Genomic DNA, 17413 nt, shown 5'->3' with positions numbered 1-17413 from the left:
TCGGCATCATGCTTTGAAGCACGCAGATCGAATCTCATTCGTGTGACGCGCTTTAGCTTTTTTTGTCCAAGTCGTCATCCCGGAATGACGGTCTTCGAGCGGTGTCCAGAACCTCACGGAAATTGCGCGCCGTTGGTCTTCGTGTAGATCGAATAGACCGAGCGCGTCGCGGTGATGAAGAGCCGGTTCTTCTTGGGGCCGCCGAAGGTGAGGTTGGAGACCGTCTGCGGCACCTTGACCTTGCCGAGCAGCGTTCCGTCGGGCGAGAAGCAGTGCACGCCGTCCCCCGCGCTCGTCCAGAGATTGCCGTTGACATCGAAGCGGAAGCCGTCGGGATTGCCGACATCGAGGCTGCAGAAATAGCGGCTGTTCGTAAGCCTTCTGCCGTCGACGACGTCGAAAACTCTAATGTGGCGTGGCACTTCATGTTTTGCCGAGCCGGAATCGGCGATGTAGAGCTTTGTTTCGTCGGGCGAGAAGGCAAGACCGTTCGGCTGGATGAAGTCCTCGACGACGGCCTCGATCGTGCCGCTTGAAGGGTCGATCCGATAGACGTGCGTGGGCTGCTCGGGCTCGGCCTTGTGCCCTTCGTAATCCGACAGGATGCCGTAGGTCGGATCAGTAAACCAGATCGAACCGTCGGAGCGGACGACGACGTCGTTCGGTGAGTTCAGCCTTTTGCCTTTGTGGCTATCGGCCAGGACGGTGATGCTGCCGTCCGGTTCGGTGCGGGTGACACGGCGGCCGCCATGTTCGCAGGAAACCAGCCGGCCCTGCATGTCGCGGGTGTTGCCGTTGACGTAGTTGGAGGGCGAGCGGAAGACCGAGACCGTACCGTCGGGCGTCCAGCGCATCATGCGTTCGTTCGGGATATCGCTCCAGAGCAGGCAGTTGAGGTCGGAAAACCAGACCGGGCCTTCCGTCCAGCGGCAGCCGGAATAGAGTTCCTCGAGGCCTGCGCTGCCGATGACCAGGGCGCCGAAACGTTCATCGCGGATGTCGTAAAGCAGATTGTCGGCCAAGCTGGTTCCTCCCTGAATGCTGCCGTCCTTTTCCTAGCGACAAACGGGAGGAGGTGCCAGAGCCCGGTGATGGGAAATGCCGGGCTCCAGTTTTTCCAAAGGGCGGCGACCGGATGCGGCGGTCGTCGTAAACACCCAGGCAGCGGCTTGACCAGCGCGTTGCACGGCAGCGATGCGGCGAAGGAAGCACGTGCGGCGGCAGCGCTTGCGGCCGATTCCGGGATCAATGCCGTTTATTCGATCGGCGGCGGCAACCGAGCCGGCAGTCTTCGAGGCGGCCGTCCGTCCCGTGCGCGACTTCGTCGCCCGTGCTCTCGATGCAATCGGGCTCTGCTTGCGGCACTCCGGATCGGTTTCGTGCTACATCATGATCTCAGAACCGCTGCGCGTTCGCCCTTCAGGGCGATCATGAGCCGCGAAGTCTCACGGCAGACGGTTCCCGCCTGCTTTCACCGGTTGAAATCATCACGCCCTACAACATGCCGGCCGGCGATTGAGGCAATCGGCTTTCCATCGAGGCCGAATTTAGGCTAAAGCTTGATATCAGCGAGGTAAAGCGGCATGGATTACAGCGACGTCAGCACAATTGCGGCCTGGGTTACGGAGCAGGGACTGAAGGGCGCTTCGGAAGCCGAGCTGATGACCGGCTTCTGCGCGGCTTGCCGAAATGCCGGCCTGCCGCTCGACCGCGGCCTGGCGCTGATGGACACGCTGCACCCCGTGCATGAGGGCCGCGCCTTCCGCTGGGACAGCGTGGAAGAGATCGAAACCGAATTCGAATATGGCCCGACGAGCTCCGGTGAAGCGGCGTCGAACTGGCAGCGTTCGGCTTTCTATCATCTCTGGTCGGGCAACGAGCGCGAGATACGCCGACGCCTGGGCTTCGGCGATCCGGTCGATTTCACGATGCTCGACAAGATTGCCGAAGCCGGCCATACGGATTTCGTGGCGATGATGCATCGTTTCAGCGAAGCTGGCACGATCGGTGAGATGGATTGCTTCTTCTCGCATTTCGCGACGAAACATCCCGAGGGGTTTTCCGATCACGATCTCGCCATCCTGCGGAAGCTCGTGCCGGTCCTCGGACTGGCGATCAAATGTATCGCGCTCGGGCGCATCGCCCGCACCATTGCCGAAGTCTATCTCGGCGAGGACGCCGCGCGCCAGGTGATGGAAGGCAAGATCAGCCGCGGCAAATCGGAGCGGATTTCCGCCGCACTCTGGTTTTCCGATCTGTTGAACTACACCAAGATTTCCGACCGTGTGCCGCCTGAGGAAATCATTCCGCTGCTCAACGACTACAGCGAGGTGGCGATCTCGGCGATCCACGAGGCGGGCGGCAACGTGCTGAAGCTGATCGGAGACGGTGTGCTCGCGATCTTCAAGGGCGAGGTGCCGGCTGAGACATGCCGTGCGGCGCTTAGCGCCGAATCGCTGCTGCGGGAAAAGCTCACCGCGCTGAATGCCGCGCGCGCGGCCGACGGCCGGGCGACGACCGACGTCTATATCGGCCTGCATATCGGCGATGTCTTCTACGGCAATATCGGCAGCCAGGACCGGCTGGACTTCACCGTCATCGGCCCCGCCGTCAACGAGGTCAGCCGGATCGCCTCGATGTGTCGTTCGGTCGATCTCAACCTGCTGATCTCTTCTGATTTCGCTGCGGCCATACCCGAGGAAGAGCGCGCCGCGCTCGCCTGTGTCGGACGTTATGCGTTGCGCGGCGTCCAGCGCGCGCAAGAACTGTATACGCTTGACAGTGCCCGACTGAACGGCTGATTTCCGGCACCTTTATCGCAAAAGGCTTTGACCGCCATCGATCCAGATGGGCGTGCCAGTGATGTGGCGGGCGCGGTCGGATACGAGGAAAAGGATCATCTCGGCGACATCGTCGCTCGAACCCTTCTTGCCGTTGGTGATCGGGATTTCGCCTTCCGGCCAGATAACCGGCACTTCGGTCTCCTCGCGGTGGCGCATGGTGGTGTTGGCGGCAATGCCGGTTTCGATCGCCCCCGGGCAGACCGCATTGATGCGGATGCGATGTTTTCCAAGCTCCAACGCGAGCTGCTGGACCATGGCAACCTGGGCTGCTTTGGTTGCGGTATAGGCGGTTGCGCCCGGTGTGGTGAAAGTGCGCGTGCCGTTGATCGAGGAGACGACGACGATGGAGCCGCCGTTAACCTTCAGACAGGGCACGGTCAGATGCAGCGTCAGATAGGTGCCGCGCAGGTTCACGGCCATCGTCTGATCCCACTCGTCAGGTTTCAGATCGTCGATTGGCGCCCAGACGCCGTTGATGCCGGCATTTGCAACGACGATGTCGATACCGCCGAAGGCCTTCGTCACCCCTTCGATCGCCCCCCGCATCTGGGCTTCGTCGCTTGTGTCGGCGGTCAGCGCGATCGACTGGCCGCCGGCGGCGACGATCTCGTAGCAGGTTTGCTGCACTTCGCTTTCCGTGCGGCTGAGGACCGCGACCCTTGCCCCTCCGGCGGCAAGCTTCAATGCGGTCGCTTTGCCAATGCCGGAACCCGCCCCCGTCACCAAGGCGCTCTTTCCCTCGAATGCCATGAATCGCTCCTCTGCCAATTGGTGGAGAAGCAATGATCGCAGCGGCTCTTGGTTCCGGAACGGTATCGGACCGATGCGTTATTTGACGAGGCTGTGGCGAAGCGTCCATTTCTCCGGCCCATGGACGGCTGCGAAGAGCAGGCCGGCCAAGAAAGTGAAGTGATCGACGAAGAAGCCGAATTCGGCCTGGTTCTGCTGCCAATGGGATGGTCCGTGGAAGGCAAAGGCGAGGAAGATGACGTAGACGCCTGCGAGCAGGCTGGCTTCGGTGAAGAAGGCTCCGGATATGAAAGCGAGCGCCAGCGCGATCTCGAAGATGGCTGCGACCCAGGCAAGGAATGTCGCCATCGGAAAGCCAGCAGCGGTGATATAGGCAGCCGTCGCTCCGATATCGGCGAACTTGAAGCCGGCGGCCATGAAGAAGATGAAGCTGAAGATGATGCGGGCGACGATGATTGCGATTGCTTTGGCCATGCTCAATCTCCTCTTTGAGTTTCCACTATGACGGATGAGACGCGCGATATCCGACACCGCGAACAAAAAAGGGCCGCTTGCGCGACCCCCTGCAGTTTTTACCACTCGGCGAAACTGCCGTCGGCATGGCGCCAGATCGGATTGCGCCAGCGGTGACCCTCCTTGGCGCGTTCGATGACATAGGCCTCGTCGACCTCGATGCCGAGACCTGGGTCCTGGGGGATCGAGACGAAACCATCGGCATATTTGAACACCTCCTTGTTGGAGATGTAGTCGAGGATGTCGTTGCCGGTGTTGTAGTGGATGCCGAGGCTCTGCTCCTGAATGAAGGCATTATAGCTGACGGCGTCGACCTGAAGGCAGGCGGCGAGTGCGATCGGGCCGAGCGGGCAATGCGGCGCCAGCGCCACGTCATAGGCTTCCGCCATCGCCGCGATCTTGCGGCATTCGGTGATGCCGCCGGCATGCGAAAGATCCGGCTGGATGATGTCGACGTAGCCGTCGGCAAGCACCTGTTTGAAGTCCCAGCGCGAGTAGAGCCGCTCGCCGAGCGCGATCGGTGTCGAGGTATGGTTGACAATATCGCGCAGCGCTTCCTTGTTTTCGGAAAGCACCGGCTCCTCGATGAACATCAGCTTGTAGGGTTCGAGTTCCTTGGCGAGCACCTTGGCCATCGGCTTGTGGACGCGGCCGTGGAAATCGACGCCGATGCCGATATGCGGTCCGATCGCCTCGCGGATGGCGGCGATGGTCTCGACTGCCTTCTCGACCTTCTCGTTGGTGTCGACGATCTGCATTTCCTCGCAGCCGTTGAGCTTGATCGCCTGGAAGCCGCGGGCAACCACCTCCTTGGCATTGTTGGCGACGTCGGCAGGACGGTCGCCGCCGATCCAGGAATAGACCTTGATGCGGTCGCGCAGCTGGCCGCCGAGCAGGGAATGGATCGGCTGGCCGAGGGCCTTGCCCTTGATGTCCCACAGCGCCTGGTCGATGCCGGAGATGGCGCTCATATGGGTAGCGCCGCCGCGATAGAAGCCGCCGCGATACATCACGGTCCAGTGGTCCTCGATCAGGAAGGGATCCTTGCCGATCAGATAGTCTTCGAGCTCGTGGACGGCGGCCTCGACCGTCAGCGCGCGGCCTTCGACGACCGGCTCACCCCAGCCGACAATGCCTTCGTCGGTCTCGACCTTCAGAAACAGCCAGCGCGGCGGAACAATATAGGTAGTGAGTTTGGTGATCTTCATTGCGGTTCTTTCAGTCTTTTCTCATGTTTCAAACGGCGGCATCGCCGCTCATTCCTTGGGAAACATCATTTGGTCCTGCCGATCACCTTTTCGGCGGCGGCAAGGTCGCGCACTGCAAGATCGAGCATGAGGTTGGCGCATTCCCGGGCGCCCGCCTTGTCGCGCATGCGCAAGGCCTCGACCAGCTGGCCGTGAACGCGTACCGCATCCTCCCGGTTTTCGACGGCGATATTGGAGGCATGCAATGCATATTTCAGCGCCGCATGGATGGCGCTCGACAGGCGGCGGAAGACCTGGTTGTGGCTGGCCGTCAGCAGCACCGTATGAAACATCACATCGGCATCGGTAAAGCTTTCCGGTTCGCCGGCGCTGTCGCGCATTTGCCGCCATGCCTTGTCGAGATCGGCAATCTCCTGGGCGCTGGCTCGTTCGGCGGCATACTCGGCGGCTGCCGGTTCGATGGTGCGCCGGGCCTCGAGAATGCAGCCCAACAGGTCGAAGTCCTTGATGTAGGGCCCCATCCAGTCGAGCACTTCGGCATCCAGGATATTCCACTCGTCCCTGTCGCAAACGGTCGTTCCGACCCGCGGCTTGCCGCGGACAAGCCCTTTGGACTCCAGCACTTTCAGCGATTCGCGAATGACGGTGCGGCTGACGCCGTAGAGCTCGCAGAGATCGTTCTCGCGGGGCAGCGGCGAGCCCGACGGATAGCGATCCGCACAGATATCCTCAGCGATCGCCGCCGTAACGTTACGGCGTACGCGCGGCCGGCGTCCACTGCTGTCGGAGCTTTCCGCTCGGCCCTGTCCCTCAGATTCCAACTTCACCTCTCCACAACTTTCTCCTGGGAAGCAACCGAACCTCATTATCCGAATTCGATCGCCTTTGCGACGGACCCTCCGGACTCCCATTGCTATCCTATTATTATAATCATCATACATTGGCAATTGACTGGTATGATGATTTAACTTAATTCATTGGACACTGCCGGGGAGGCAGTTACTCGACTTCAGAGTTTAGGGAGAGAGACATGCGCTTGTTCAAAGCAGCTATTGTGGCTGGCGCTTTCGCCATCCTGACAGCCGGCTCGGCATTTTCCGCGGATGTGAAGATCGGCTTCATCGTCAAGCAGCCGGAGGAGCCGTGGTTCCAGGACGAATGGAAATTCGCCGACCAGGCAGCAAAAGAAAAAGGCTTCACTGTCGTCAAGATCGGCGCTGAAGACGGCGAGAAGGTTCAATCGGCGATCGACAATCTCGGCGCCCAGGGTGCGCAGGGCTTCATTGTCTGCACGCCGGACGTCAAGCTCGGGCCCGGCATTGTCGCCAAAGCGGAAGCCAACCAATTGAAGCTGATGACGGTCGACGACCGGCTCGTCAGCGCCGACGGCAAGCCGCTGGAAGACGTTCCGCATATGGGCATTTCGGCCACCAAGATCGGTGAGACCGTCGGCCAGGCGATCGTCGACGAGATCAAGAAACGCGGCTGGGACATGAAGAATGTCGGCGCGATCCGGATTTCCTACGATCAGCTGCCGACCGCCGTCGACCGCGTCGAGGGCGCTATCTCGGTACTGAAATCCGCCGGGTTCTCGGCCGATAATATTTATGACGCGCCGCAGGCGAAGACCGATACGGAGGCTGCGCTCAATGCCGCGACCACGGTTCTCAACAAACATGCCGATGTGAAATACTGGGTCGCCTTCGGCCTCAACGACGAAGCCGTCCTCGGCGCCGTCCGTGCTTCCGAGTCGGTCGGCATCCCGGCAACCAACATCATCGGCGTCGGCATCGGCGGCGCGGAATCGGCGATCAACGAATTCAAGAAGCCGTCGGCGACAGGCTTCTTCGGCACCGTCATCATCTCGCCGAAGCGTCATGGCTACGAGACGGCGATGAACATGTACGACTGGATCGCCAACGGCAAGAAGCCGGCAAAGCTGACCCTGACCTCCGGCTCGCTGGCGCTGCGCGGCGACTACGAGAAGGTCCGCAAGGATCTTGGCATCGAGTGATCATCTCCGGATGATGTCAATTCGGCGGCACCCGAGTGTGCTGCCGGATCCTTCTCGTCGGAGCAGTGATGGCTTTCCTCGAATTCAACAATATCTCCAAGGGCTATCCCGGCGTGCAGGCGCTGGCGAATATTTCCTTCACCGTCGAGAAGGGCACCGTCCACGGCCTCATGGGCGAAAACGGCGCCGGCAAATCGACGCTGATTCGCGTCCTCTCCGGCGATCAGGCGGCCGATGATGGTAACATCTTCATCGATGGGGAGGAGCAGAAATACGGCTCGGTGCGCGACGCCTTCCATGCCGGCATTGTCGTCATCCACCAGGAACTGCAACTCGTTCCGGAGCTGACGGTTGCCGAAAATCTCTGGCTCGGCCGCTTTCCGGCCAGGGGCGGCATCATCCAGTCGAAGACGCTGATCGAGACGGTGCGCGCGAAGCTCGAGGAGATCGGCATCGACGCCGATCCTTCCGCCAAGGTCAGCTCGCTTTCGATCGGCGCGCGGCAGATGATCGAGATCGCCAAGGCCGTCATGCTCGACGCGCGGGTGATCGCGCTCGATGAGCCGACCTCCTCGCTTTCCTCGCGTGAAAGTGAAATCCTGTTTTCGCTGATCGGCAGGCTGAAGGCGAGGGGAGCCGTCATCCTTTACGTTTCGCATCGTCTCGACGAGATTTTCCGGCTCTGCGACAGCCTGACGGTGCTGCGCGACGGCAAGCTTGCCGCCCATCACCCGAAGATCGCCGAGACGACGCGCGAACAGATCATTTCGGAAATGGTGGGGCGCGAGATCAGCAATGTCTGGGGACGGCGCGAACGCGCCTTCGGTGACATCCGATTGGAGGTCAAGGGCGTCTCCGGGCCAAAGCTGCGCAATCCGATCAGTTTTTCAGTGCGCCAGGGTGAAATTCTCGGCTTCTTCGGGCTGATCGGGGCTGGCCGCAGCGAGATGGCGCGGCTGCTTTACGGCGCCGATGCCAGGCATCAGGGTGAGGTGACGATCGACGGCGTTGCCGTCTCGCCCGACAATCCGAAAGCGGCGATCAAGGCCGGCATGGTGCTCTGCCCCGAGGATCGCAAGTTCGACGGCATCGTCCAAGGTCGGTCGATCGAGGAGAATATCGCGATTTCATCCCGCCGGCACTTTTCGCCCTTCGGCATCCTGAAGCCGAAGATGGAGGCAGCACAGGCAGACCAATTTATCGCCAAGCTTCGGGTGCGCACACCGTCGCGCCGGCAGGACATCGTCAATCTCTCGGGCGGCAACCAGCAGAAGGTCATTCTCGGGCGCTGGCTCTCCGAGCAGGGGATCAAGGTCCTCGTCATCGACGAGCCGACCCGCGGTATCGACGTCGGGGCGAAGTCGGAGATTTACGACATCCTCTATGAGCTGGCGGCCGCCGGCATGGCGATCGTGGTGATATCAAGCGAGTTGCCGGAAGTCATGGGCATCTGCGATCGCATCATGGTGATGTGCCAGGGCAGGGTGGCGGCCAATGTCGCCCGGCAGGCGTTCGACGAGCGCAGCATCCTGACCGCGGCACTGCCCGACAAGAATGCCGCCGGCACCATTTAAGATCAGGAATACGGATAATGAATGCGTTGAAAAAAACCCTTCTCGGCGAACAGGGGCTGGTGGTGATCTTCGCCGCCGCCTTCGTGATCGTCTCGCTCTTTGTCCCGAACTTCCTGACCGAGCGAAACATGCTGGGGCTCTTGCAGTCGGTCGTTACCATCGGCATCGTCGCCTGCACGATGATGTACTGCCTGGCATCGCGCGATTTCGATCTTTCGGTCGGCTCGATCGTCGCCTTCTCCGGGATGGTTGCCGTGATGGTCTCGAACGCGACGGGCTCGATTCCAGTCGGATTGCTCGCCGCCCTGCTGTGCGGCGCCGTCGTCGGCTTCGTCAACGGGATCGTCATTGCCCGCTTTCGCATCAATGCGCTGATCACCACGCTTGCGACGATGCAGATCGTGCGCGGGCTGTCGCTAATCGCCTCGGATGGCCGCGCCGTCGGCATCAACGATCCCGCCTTCTATCAGCTTGCCCTGTCGCGCTTCTTCACCGTGCCGACACCGATCTGGATCATGCTGATCCTCTTCGTGGTCTTCGGTTTCGTCCTCAATCGCACCGTTTTCGGCAAGAATACGCTGGCGATCGGCGGCAATCCCGAGGCCTCCCGGCTTGCCGGGGTCAATGTCGTCAACACGCGCATCTGGATATTTGCGTTGCAGGGCCTCGTCTGCGGCATTGCCGGCATCCTGCTCGCCTCACGCATCACCTCCGGCCAGCCGAACGCGGCGACGGGGCTCGAGCTGTCGGTCATTTCGGCCTGCGTCCTCGGCGGGGTGTCGCTGGCCGGCGGCCGGGCGGCGATGAGCGGCGTCATTGTCGGCGTGCTGATCATGGGCATTGCCGAAAACGTTATGAATCTCCTCAATATCCAGGCATTCTATCAGTATGTCGTGCGCGGGCTGATCCTGTTGATCGCGGTGCTGCTCGACAATCTGAGGTCTTCGGCGGTAGGACGGCGTGGATGAGCAACGGACATGGCGGAGATGAAATCGAGCTCAGTCACGGCGACCTCTCGGTCCGGGTCAGCCTCTGGGGCGCTGCCGTCACCGCCGCAACGTTTCGGGGCAAGCCCTTTCTCCTTCCGGCCGGCGGCCCAGACGGGATCTTCGCGAATTTTCCAATGGTGCCGTTCGGCAATCGGGTGGGAGGCAATGCCATGTCCTTCGGTGGACGCGACTATGCCTTCCAGCGAAATTGTCACGATTCTCTCTACCTGCACGGCGACGGCTGGATCAGCCTTTGGCGGCTGGAGGAATCGAGCCCCGAGCATGTGCAACTCAGCTTTTCCAAAGATGCCGACAGCATTTCGCCCTACGCCTATCTCACCCGGCAGGAGATCCGTCTTGCCGGCAATCGGCTGGCGCTGACGCTCTCCGTGGAGAACCGAGGTGAGGCGGCTCTGCCTTTCGGGCTGGGCCAGCATCCCTTCTTCGTCAGGACGCCGGAAACGCGATTGACGATTGCCGCCGACCGCTTCTGGAACGAGCGGCACGACCATCTCCCCGGAGAACCCGGTGCGGTCCCTGATGATTTCGATTTCAGCTCCGGCAAGCCGTTGCCGCGGCTGTGGATGAACAATGCCTTCGAGGGATGGGACGGGCGAGCGGCCATCGCCTGGCCGGAACTTGGATTTCAGGCGGCGCTGGAGGCCGACGCCGCGCTCGGCCGGTTCATGCTGTATATGCGGATCGACCGCACGGATTTCTTCTGTCTCGAGCCGATGAGCCATCTGCCGAACGGCCATCACCTGCCGGAATTCGGCGGCCTCATGCCGCTTGCGAGGGGTGAGGTACTTTCCGGCAAGGTGACGATCGATCTGTCGGCGCTGCCGGTTCAACCGGAGGGAAGATGATGAGCAACCGCCTGCACGGCAAGAACATCCTGATAACGGGCGCTGCGCAGGGTATCGGCCTTGCGATCGCGAAGGCGTTTATCAGCGAGGATGCGGCCGTCTATCTCGTGGACCGCGATGCGGCGCTGCTGGCTCGGGCGGCGGCAGATCTCGCGAGCACCAGCGCCCGGGTGGGTTATCTGCCGGCCGATATAACCGATGCCGGAACGATCACGCGGGTGGTTGCCGAGGCGAAGGAAGAAATCGGACAGCTGAACGCGCTCGTCAACAATGCCGGCGTCAATGTTTTCGCCGAGCCGCTTGCGACGAGCGACGACGAATGGAACCGCTGTTTCGACATCAACCTCAAGGGCGCGTGGAATTGCTGCAAGGCGGTGCTGCCGGGCCTGATCGAACAGGGCGGCGGCGTCATCCTCAACATCGCCTCGACGCATGCCTTCACCATCATCCCGCACACATTTCCCTATCCTCTCGCAAAACACGCCTTGCTGGGAATGACGAAATCTCTCGGGCTCGAATATGCGGCCCGCAATATCCGCGTGAACGCGCTGGCGCCGGGTTATGTCTCGACGCAGAAGGTGATCGATTACTGGAACAGCTTCCCCGATCCGGAGGCCGCCAAGGCCGAGACGATGAAACTGCATCCGGGCGGGCGTATTGCTGCGCCGGAGGAGATCGCCATGGCGGCCGTCTTCATGATCTCCGACGAATGCCCGTTCATGAACGCCACCTGCCTGACGATCGATGGTGGCCTCAGCGTCCTGCAGCATTCCGTCTGAACACTTCAGGCACGTCGACTTTTACAAGCCTGTCGTCTTCCGAAGATAGAGCGTTATATTGCCCATCGCGGGCAATCTGATCTCCCGCAGGCACGGAGCGGCGCCCTGCCGCTTCCTGAAAGCACAATCGAAAACAGGAGGACGGCATGCAGATCAATCGTACGGCTTCGGCTCATTGGGCCGGCGGACTCAAGGACGGCAAAGGCTTGATCTCGACGCAGAGCGGCGCGCTGACGGACTATCCCTACGGCTTTGCCAGCCGCTTCGAAGGCATTCCCGGCACCAATCCGGAAGAACTTATCGGTGCCGCCCATGCCGGCTGCTTCACCATGGCGCTGTCCTTGATCCTCGGGGAAGCCGGCTTCACGGCCGAACATATGGAAACCTCGGCCAAGGTGACGCTCGAAAGCGTCGAGGGCGGCTTTGCCGTCACCGCCATCCATCTTTCGCTGTCCGGCCGCATCCCCGGTGCCGATGAGGCGACCTTCACCGAACTGGCCAACAAGGCCAAGGCCGGCTGCCCGATTTCCAAGGCGCTCGCAGCCGTTCCGATCACGCTGGACGTCAAGCTCGCTTGATTTATTTGCGTCGACGACGTGCCGCGCGTCTGACGTCGCGGCACTTTTCGTTGTGTTGACGTTCGTAGCCACCTCGCTTCGAAATTGATCATGCTCAAGCCGTCAGGGTCAGTAGGTGCATTGACAAGAGATTCCTGATGTTTTACGACTGACGAAATTCAAAAATCGTCAGTCGTAAGTCGAGGCTTTGAAACTCATGAACGACATCGCGGAAAATACGCTCGATGTCACGCGGCAGGAGAATGTCACGCGCATTCTTGACGCGGCCGAGCGGCTGTTCCGTCACTACGGCTACAGCAAGACGACAGTTGCCGATATCGCCCGCGATCTTGGCATGTCTCCCGCCAATATCTATCGGTTCTTCGCTTCGAAGGTGGAGATCCATCAGGCACTTTGCGGGCGCATGCTCGCCACCTGCTATCAGCTCGCCTATGACGTCCGCCACCAGCCGCTCAGCGCCAGCGAACGGCTGCGCCTCTATGTCGAGACTCAGTATCAATGGACGATGGATACGATGCTCGACGAGATGAAGGTGCACGAGATGATCGTGGTCGCGATCGAGCGCGACTGGCATGTCATCGAGAAACATATCGATCGCGTCCATGATCTGATTGCCGAAATCATCGCCGAAGGCATCGCCGCCGGCGAGTTCGCTGAGCAGGATCCGGTGGTCGCCTCGCGCTGCTTCGGCGCGGCGACGGTCAACCTCTGCCACCCGCAGATGGTGGCGCAATGTCTTGCGAAAACCAACCGTGCTGCCGTCGACGAACTGATCGACTACGTCATCAGGGCGCTCAAGAAATAGCCGACGGCAGCCGCCGTCGATACCCCCGAAACGATCCAGGAGTGCGGACGATGTTTTCGCTCAAGACCCTCAGCCATCGCATGCCGTCCGCTCTGAGCCTGGCGCTCGTCAGCGTGGTCGGCATCGGCCTTTCCGCCTGCTCGGAGGAGAAGGCCGAGGTGAAAGAGGTCATCCGGCCGGTGAAGGTCGTCGAGATCGCCAGGGCCGGCGACACACGCAAGCTCGACTATTCCGGTTCGGTCAAGGCACGCACGGAGATGAATCTCGGATTCCGCGTCGCCGGCAAGATTACCGAACGCCTCGTCGATATCGGCGATCGGGTAACGTCGGGAGACACGCTCGCCCGCATCGATGCCACGGATTACCAACTGGCGGTCAAGACGGCGGAGGCCAATCTCGCGGCGGCCGAACGTGGGGTCGAAACCGCCGATCTCGCCAACAAACGCGCCGAGCAGCTCTTCGACAAGAGCGTCGCCCCCAAGTCGCAGCTCGAACAGGCAGCCCTTAGCCATGACCAGGCGATTTCGCAGCGCGATGCCGCGCTCTCGGCGCTCGACCAGGCGAAGAACCAGGTGAGCTATACCGAACTCAAGGCTGGCCAGAACGGCATCGTCACGGCGATCAACGCCGATATCGGCCAGGTCGTCGGCTCCGGCACCCCCGTCGTCACCGTTGCCGTCGATGGCGAGAAGGAAGTGCAGATTGCGGTCCCGGAAAACGACATCGCCGAATTCAAGCCGGGCAAGACGGTCAAGGCAAGCTTCTGGGCCGACGACAAGCTGGTGCTCGACGGCAAGGTGCGCGAGGTTTCCGGCAGCGCCGACCAGCAGTCGCGCACCTTTGCGGTTCGGGTGAGCCTGCCGAACGATCCGCGCGTGCTTCTCGGCATGACGGCGACGATCGAGGCCGATATCAGCAATGGCAACAGCTATGTCTCGATCCCGCTCAGCGCGCTGGCTGAAAAGGACGGCAAGAAGATGGTCTGGACCGTCGACCGCGACACGGCGACCGTGCATGGCCGCGACATCAAGGTCGCCGATTTCACCGGCGACGGTGTGCATGTAACCGAAGGCCTCGATACCGGCGATCTCGTCGTTGCCGCCGGTACGCAGTTCATGAGCGAAAATCTGAAGGTGAAGGTGCCGGACCAGCAATCGGCCCTGGCCGCCACGGACCAGGCGGTCCGCTGATCGCGTCGCAAAGGGAAGAAAACGATGGATGCCACCACCACTGAAAAGCGGCCCTTCAATCTGTCGCGCTGGGCGATCGGCCATCCGAGCATCGCCCGCTTCCTCTTCGGCCTGATCATCATTACCGGTGTGCTCGGCCTGATGCGCATGGGCCAGCGCGAGGATCCAGAATTCACCTTCCGCGTCATGGTCGTCCAGGCGATCTGGCCGGGCGCTTCCATCCAGGAGATGGAAGACCAGGTCGTCAACAAGATCGAACGAAAGCTGCAAGAAACCCCGCATATCGACTGGGTCAAGTCCTATACGCGGGCGGGCAGCGCGATCATCACCCTGCAGGTCAAGGGCGACACGAATTCGAAGGACGTGGCGGATGCCTTCTATCAGGTGCGCAAGAAGGTCGGCGACATCTCCAGCGAACTGCCGCAGGGTTTGCTCGGCCCTTATTTCAACGACGAATTCGGCGATACCTTCATCACGCTGCATTCGATCAGCGGCGACGGCTATTCCTATCCGGAACTGAAGAAATTCGCCATTCAGGCACGCGACATGCTGCTGACGACGCCGGGCGTCGAGAAGGCCGTCATCATCGGCGACCAGCCGGAGAAGATCTATATCGACGTCTCGTCCAAGGCGCTCGCCGAGCGGGGTCTGACGATTCTCGACCTGCAGAACGCCGTCAAGGGCCAGAACAATGTCGATCCGGCCGGCTCCGTCGATACCGGCCTGCGCTCGGTGCGAATCTCCGTCGAAGGCGACGTGAAAAAGGCGGCCGATATCCGTGAGCTGCGCCTTCGCGCCGGCGGCCAGGTGACGCGCCTCGGCGATATCGCCACCGTCAGCTCCGGCCTGGAGGACCCCTATCAACGCAAGTACCGTTTCAATGGTCATGATAGCGTTCAGGTCGGCGTCGTCATGGCCAAGGGCTTCAACGTGACCGATGTCGGCAAGGACGTCGAGGCGACCTATCAGCGCTTCGAGGAAGCGCTGCCTTACGGTGTGGCCGTCGACCAGATCGCTAACCAGCCCGACGTGGTGACCGATGCGATCAGCGAGTTCATGCATGCGCTCGGCGAAGCGCTTGCCATTGTGCTTGTCGTCTCCTTCTTGTCGATCGGCTGGCGCTCGGGCCTTGTCATCGCCATCGCCATTCCCCTGGTGCTCGCCGCCACTTTCGCGCTGATGAACGAACTCGGCATCGACCTGCAGCGCATCTCGCTCGGGGCGCTGATCATCGCGCTCGGCCTGCTCGTCGACGATGCGATGATCGTCGTCGAGATGATGGAGCGGAAGCTGGAGGAGGGGCTCGTAAAGATCGAGGCGGCAAGCTTCGCCTATTCCTCGACCGCCTTCCCGATGCTGACGGGCACGCTGATCACCACGGCCGGCTTCATTCCCGTCGGCTTCGCGGCGTCGACGGCCGGCGAATATGTGCGTTCGCTGTTTTACGTCGTCGGCATCGCGCTGGTGACCTCGTGGTTCGTCGCGGTCTATTTCACGCCGTGGCTCGGCTATATGATCCTCAAGCAGCGCCATCACGCAGGCGAGCATCGCGACGCCTTCGACACGCGTTTCTATCGCCGGCTGCGCGACACGGTGGGCTGGGCGGTTCGCCACCGGGTCATCGTGTTGCTCTTGACGCTCGGCACCTTCGTCACCAGCCTCTGGGCCTTCCAGTTCATTCCGCAGAATTTCTTCCCGCAATCCTCGCGACCGGAAATCCTCGTCGATCTCTGGCTGCCCGAGGGCACCAGCATCAAGGAGGTCGAGGTTCAGGCCAAGGCGCTGGAAGCGAAGATGATGGATGATCCCGACAAGCGGTTCATCGCCACCTATATCGGCGAAGGCGCGCCGCGCTTCTTCCTGCCGCTCGACCAGCAGCTGCGCAACCCGAACTTCGCCCAGCTTCTGGTCATGGCGAAGGACGAGCCGGCGCGCGAACGGCTGATCCTCAAGCTGCGCACGATTCTTGCGGAAGATTTCCCCTCGATCCGCGGCAAGGTCGACCGCCTGTTCCTTGGCCCGCCCACAGGTTGGCCGGTGCAGATGCGCGTCATGGGCCCTGACCGTCAGGAAGTCCGTGAAATCGCCGACCAGGTGAAGGCTCGCTTTGCAGCCAACCCGATGCTTGGAGCCATCCACGACGACTGGCTGGAACAGGTGCCGGCGATGAAGCTGGTGATCGACCAGGATCGCGCCCGGGCGCTCGGCGTCACCTCGCAGCGGGTACGGCAGATGCTGCAGACCGCCATGTCCGGCGCCCCGCTCGACGATTTCCGCGACGGCGAGGAGACAGTCTCGATCGTCGCCCGTGAGCCGGATGCCAGCCGCTCACTGCTATCGGCGGTCAATTCGGTCTATGTCCCGACGGATTTCGGCGGCTTCGTGCCGGTCTCGCAGGTTGCCAAGGTCGTGCCTGTCATGGAGCAGGGCATCGAATGGCGGCGCAACAGGCTGCCGACCATCACCATCCGTGCGACGCTGCCCGATGGCGTGCAGCCGAACGACGTGGTGATGAAAATGTATGCCGACATGAAGGACCTGCGCGACAGCCTGCCGACCGGCTACAAGGTCGAGATCCAGGGCGGTGCCGAGGATGCGGCGGAAAGCCAGATGTCGATCGCCGCCAAGGCGCCGATCATGCTTGCCGTCATTATCGTGCTGCTGATGGTGCAGCTGCAGCATTTCGGCAAGGCGATGCTGGTGCTCGCCACCGGTCCGCTCGGCATCATAGGTGCTGCGGCCGCCTTGCTGATCAGCGGCGCGCCTTTCGGCTTCGTGGCGATCCTCGGCGTCATCGCGCTGCTCGGCATCATCATGCGCAACTCGATCATCCTGGTCGATCAGATCGACCAGGATATCAAGGCCGGCATGCACCGGCAGGAGGCGATCGTTGGTGCTGCCGTGCGGCGTTTCCGGCCGATCATGCTGACGGCGCTGACCGCCGTCTTGGCGCTGATCCCGATCTCGCGCGGCGTCTTCTGGGGGCCGCTCGCCTACGCGATGATGGGCGGCATCCTGGTTGCGACAGTGCTCACCATTCTGGTTCTGCCCGCCGGTTACGCCCTTTTCTTCGGCCGGGAGCCGAAGGCAAAGGACGAGCCAGGCCGAGATGCCGACGCCATCCAGGAAGAGGCGGATGACAGACATCCGCCGGCGTTGGCAGCCGAGTGAGGACGGCGCGGCGAAAGCCGCGCCGTTTTCCTTTGCGGGGGTTGCGCTGTAATTCCCGCAAATCTGCTGAGGTCGTTCCGCCTTGAACTCCGGCAGCCGATTCCATTGCCGTCTCGAAAAAGCTAAGCTTGCG

15 protein-coding genes are annotated in these 17413 nt (G+C 61.6%); 10 read left to right on the top strand and 5 right to left on the bottom strand.

Features of this window, described 5'->3' with window-relative positions:
- Window positions 1–113: 113 nt before the first annotated feature.
- Entirely contained in the window at window positions 114–1022 is a 909-nt protein-coding gene (locus J2J99_RS19640; RefSeq protein WP_168301281.1) for an SMP-30/gluconolactonase/LRE family protein, read from the bottom strand.
- 561 nt (window positions 1023–1583) lie between these two features.
- Here J2J99_RS19640 and J2J99_RS19635 point away from each other — a divergent pair.
- The gene (locus J2J99_RS19635) at window positions 1584–2801 is read left to right on the top strand and encodes an adenylate/guanylate cyclase domain-containing protein (RefSeq protein WP_168301280.1); all 1218 of its coding nucleotides are present in this window, start codon (window positions 1584–1586) and stop codon (window positions 2799–2801) included.
- A gap of 12 nt (window positions 2802–2813) precedes the next feature.
- On the opposite strand, the gene J2J99_RS19630 is transcribed toward J2J99_RS19635, so the two are convergent.
- The 4 genes from J2J99_RS19630 to J2J99_RS19615 all read right to left on the bottom strand — a co-directional run bounded on the left by J2J99_RS19630 (window position 2814) and on the right by J2J99_RS19615 (window position 6180).
- Window positions 2814–3593 (bottom strand): SDR family oxidoreductase, encoded by a 780-nt coding sequence (locus tag J2J99_RS19630; RefSeq protein ID WP_168301279.1) that lies wholly within the window; start codon window positions 3591–3593, stop codon window positions 2814–2816.
- Window positions 3594–3671: 78 nt separating this feature from the next.
- Window positions 3672–4067 carry a DoxX family protein gene (locus tag J2J99_RS19625; RefSeq protein ID WP_168301278.1) on the bottom strand — a complete coding sequence of 132 codons (396 nt, stop codon included), beginning with the start codon at window positions 4065–4067 and terminating at the stop codon, window positions 3672–3674.
- 98 nt (window positions 4068–4165) lie between these two features.
- Window positions 4166–5314, bottom strand: coding sequence for a galactonate dehydratase (gene dgoD, locus J2J99_RS19620; protein WP_168301277.1), 1149 nt, complete (start codon window positions 5312–5314; stop codon window positions 4166–4168).
- 65 nt (window positions 5315–5379) lie between these two features.
- Window positions 5380–6180: a FadR/GntR family transcriptional regulator gene (locus J2J99_RS19615; protein WP_246735436.1), complete on the bottom strand. Its 801-nt coding sequence runs from the start codon at window positions 6178–6180 to the stop codon at window positions 5380–5382.
- Between the two features lie 164 nt (window positions 6181–6344).
- On the opposite strand from J2J99_RS19615, the gene J2J99_RS19610 reads away from it, so the two are divergent.
- The 9 genes from J2J99_RS19610 to J2J99_RS19570 all read left to right on the top strand — a co-directional run bounded on the left by J2J99_RS19610 (window position 6345) and on the right by J2J99_RS19570 (window position 17280).
- Entirely contained in the window at window positions 6345–7328 is a 984-nt protein-coding gene (locus J2J99_RS19610) for an arabinose ABC transporter substrate-binding protein (protein ID WP_168301276.1), read from the top strand.
- A 68-nt stretch (window positions 7329–7396) separates the two neighbouring features.
- Window positions 7397–8902, top strand: a complete 1506-nt coding sequence (gene araG, locus J2J99_RS19605; RefSeq protein WP_168301275.1) for an L-arabinose ABC transporter ATP-binding protein AraG — start codon at window positions 7397–7399, stop codon at window positions 8900–8902.
- A 17-nt stretch (window positions 8903–8919) separates the two neighbouring features.
- A complete protein-coding gene (gene araH / locus J2J99_RS19600; RefSeq protein WP_168301274.1) occupies window positions 8920–9870 on the top strand; it encodes an L-arabinose ABC transporter permease AraH in 951 nt (316 codons plus the stop codon).
- Window positions 9867–10757 (top strand): aldose 1-epimerase, encoded by an 891-nt coding sequence (locus J2J99_RS19595; protein ID WP_168301273.1) that lies wholly within the window; start codon window positions 9867–9869, stop codon window positions 10755–10757. The genes araH and J2J99_RS19595 overlap by 4 nt, the downstream gene beginning before the upstream one ends.
- Window positions 10757–11536, top strand: a complete 780-nt coding sequence (locus tag J2J99_RS19590; RefSeq protein WP_168301288.1) for an SDR family oxidoreductase — start codon at window positions 10757–10759, stop codon at window positions 11534–11536. Before J2J99_RS19595 ends, J2J99_RS19590 begins: the two co-directional genes overlap by 1 nt.
- A 146-nt stretch (window positions 11537–11682) precedes the next feature.
- Complete coding sequence (locus J2J99_RS19585) at window positions 11683–12114, top strand: OsmC family protein (RefSeq protein WP_168301272.1); 432 nt, start codon at window positions 11683–11685, stop codon at window positions 12112–12114.
- A gap of 196 nt (window positions 12115–12310) precedes the next feature.
- Window positions 12311–12919, top strand: coding sequence for a TetR/AcrR family transcriptional regulator (locus tag J2J99_RS19580; RefSeq protein WP_168301271.1), 609 nt, complete (start codon window positions 12311–12313; stop codon window positions 12917–12919).
- Window positions 12920–12969: 50 nt separating this feature from the next.
- Window positions 12970–14109 (top strand): efflux RND transporter periplasmic adaptor subunit, encoded by a 1140-nt coding sequence (locus J2J99_RS19575; protein ID WP_168301270.1) that lies wholly within the window; start codon window positions 12970–12972, stop codon window positions 14107–14109.
- 24 nt (window positions 14110–14133) lie between these two features.
- On the top strand, window positions 14134–17280 hold the full coding sequence (locus J2J99_RS19570; RefSeq protein ID WP_168301269.1) for an efflux RND transporter permease subunit: 3147 nt from the start codon (window positions 14134–14136) through the stop codon (window positions 17278–17280).
- Window positions 17281–17413: the final 133 nt, after the last annotated feature.

Origin of the sequence: Rhizobium binae, from assembly GCF_017357225.1 — a bacterium.
In the GTDB taxonomy this organism is placed as follows: Bacteria; Pseudomonadota; Alphaproteobacteria; order Rhizobiales; family Rhizobiaceae; genus Rhizobium; species Rhizobium binae.
This window is presented reverse-complemented; position numbering and strand designations above follow the sequence as displayed.

Bases quoted from the DNA above. Each gene is read 5' to 3' on its own strand.
- J2J99_RS19625 (WP_168301278.1), bottom strand. From the start codon at position 4,067: ATGGCCAAAGCAATCGCAATCATCGTCGCCCGCATCATCTTCAGCTTC.
- J2J99_RS19630 (WP_168301279.1), bottom strand. From the start codon at position 3,593: ATGGCATTCGAGGGAAAGAGCGCCTTGGTGACGGGGGCGGGTTCCGGC.
- J2J99_RS19615 (WP_246735436.1), bottom strand. From the start codon at position 6,180: ATGAGGTTCGGTTGCTTCCCAGGAGAAAGTTGTGGAGAGGTGAAGTTG.
- J2J99_RS19595 (WP_168301273.1), top strand. From the start codon at position 9,867: ATGAGCAACGGACATGGCGGAGATGAAATCGAGCTCAGTCACGGCGAC.
- araG (WP_168301275.1), top strand. From the start codon at position 7,397: ATGGCTTTCCTCGAATTCAACAATATCTCCAAGGGCTATCCCGGCGTG.
- J2J99_RS19580 (WP_168301271.1), top strand. From the start codon at position 12,311: ATGAACGACATCGCGGAAAATACGCTCGATGTCACGCGGCAGGAGAAT.
- J2J99_RS19610 (WP_168301276.1), top strand. From the start codon at position 6,345: ATGCGCTTGTTCAAAGCAGCTATTGTGGCTGGCGCTTTCGCCATCCTG.
- J2J99_RS19635 (WP_168301280.1), top strand. From the start codon at position 1,584: ATGGATTACAGCGACGTCAGCACAATTGCGGCCTGGGTTACGGAGCAG.
- J2J99_RS19575 (WP_168301270.1), top strand. From the start codon at position 12,970: ATGTTTTCGCTCAAGACCCTCAGCCATCGCATGCCGTCCGCTCTGAGC.
- araH (WP_168301274.1), top strand. From the start codon at position 8,920: ATGAATGCGTTGAAAAAAACCCTTCTCGGCGAACAGGGGCTGGTGGTG.
- J2J99_RS19590 (WP_168301288.1), top strand. From the start codon at position 10,757: ATGAGCAACCGCCTGCACGGCAAGAACATCCTGATAACGGGCGCTGCG.
- J2J99_RS19585 (WP_168301272.1), top strand. From the start codon at position 11,683: ATGCAGATCAATCGTACGGCTTCGGCTCATTGGGCCGGCGGACTCAAG.
- J2J99_RS19570 (WP_168301269.1), top strand. From the start codon at position 14,134: ATGGATGCCACCACCACTGAAAAGCGGCCCTTCAATCTGTCGCGCTGG.
- dgoD (WP_168301277.1), bottom strand. From the start codon at position 5,314: ATGAAGATCACCAAACTCACTACCTATATTGTTCCGCCGCGCTGGCTG.